Source organism: Streptomyces sp. NPDC058240 (assembly GCF_042882135.1).
GTDB lineage: Bacteria > Actinomycetota > Actinomycetes > Streptomycetales > Streptomycetaceae > Streptomyces.
Genome location: NZ_JBHVWT010000164.1, coordinates 1 through 1250 on the forward strand (window position 1 = coordinate 1; position 1250 = coordinate 1250).

Sequence of the window (1250 nt, forward strand, 5' to 3'; positions counted from 1 at the left end):
CCGCCGAGCACGAAGCCGCCCACTACGCGGCCCAACCCCCAGCATCACTCCAGAAAACCAGCTAACTCACTCTCCACGAAACCCGGGGCTTGACATACGTGAGCCCCCGTTCCTTCCTGGAGATGGACCAGGAAGGAACGGGGGGCTTTTGTGTTTTTGCTGGTCGGTACGTTGTTTGTGACAGATAGTTGGTTCATCTTGCGCACGCGACTTCCAGCGGCGGTGATGGCCGGAGCCCTACAGGGAACCGCCCCTCCCCCGTGGCCGCGGGCCGAACTGGCGTCTGGTAGCTCCGGGCAGCGCTCAACTCGTAAACACGGCAGTGGTGAATCACTCTCCTGTGAAGCACGTTCCCCTATTTAGGCGTCTTGCGAGGCATATACATTCTTGGGCGTGGGTGGCACCGCTATCACTTGGGTGCCAAGTCCATCCCACGTCTGGAGCGTCATGAAGATCTCACGTTGGGCCGTTGCCCTCGCCCCTGTAATGGCTGCTGGTCTGCTCACCATCGTGCAGGCCCCAACCGCCTCAGCCACTGTTTTCACCACGGAGCTGATCGCCCGCAACAGCCAGAAGTGTGTTTCGGTCGAGGGGGCGAGCACTCAGAACAATGCCGCTGCGGTCCAGTGGGACTGTTTGGAAGCCCCCAACCAGCAGTGGAAGCTGGTGTCCACCAGCGCCGGCTACTACACGATCAGGGCAGTGAACAGCGGCAAGTGCCTGTCGGTCGAAGGCGCAAGCACCCAGAACGGCGCCAAGGCGGTCCAGTGGGACTGCGTGAACGGCACCAACCAGGAATGGCGGCTCGTCCAGAAGGACAGCGGCTACTTCTCCATCGAAGCCCGGCACAGTGGTAAATGCCTGTCCGTCAGCGGCGCGAGCACCCAGAATGGCGCCACACTGGTCCAGTGGGACTGCGTGGAGGGGCCCAATCAGCACTTCCGCCTCGGCTAAGCCCACAGGCTCCGAAACAAGGGACTAGCACCGGCGTCCCACTTCTTCCGTTCCGGTACGGGCTCCTGCGTCTGCACCGGAACGGATTCAGAACGAAGCTGATTGAAGTTTGTGACCTTGATAGTTCGTTCATCTTGCGCATGCCGGGCGCAAGGGCTCCACGGCGGCTCCCTGGCTGGGCGGCCTTCCGGTCGGGCCGGAGGCGCATGGCTGGACGCCGGTCGCCCCCAGTCCGCTGCCGTTCGATGACGGTCACCCCGTGCCGCACGAGCTGACCACGGATGAGATCCGGGGTG

1 protein-coding gene is annotated in these 1250 nt (G+C 62.8%); it reads left to right on the plus strand.

The window, feature by feature from the left end:
• Positions 1-447: 447 nt before the first annotated feature.
• Positions 448-954 carry an RICIN domain-containing protein gene (locus tag ACFVX4_RS42145; RefSeq protein ID WP_389988859.1) on the plus strand — a complete coding sequence of 169 codons (507 nt, stop codon included), beginning with the start codon at positions 448-450 and terminating at the stop codon, positions 952-954.
• Positions 955-1250 lie beyond the last annotated feature (296 nt).

Bases quoted from the DNA above. Each gene is read 5' to 3' on its own strand.
- ACFVX4_RS42145 (WP_389988859.1), top strand. From the start codon at position 448: ATGAAGATCTCACGTTGGGCCGTTGCCCTCGCCCCTGTAATGGCTGCT.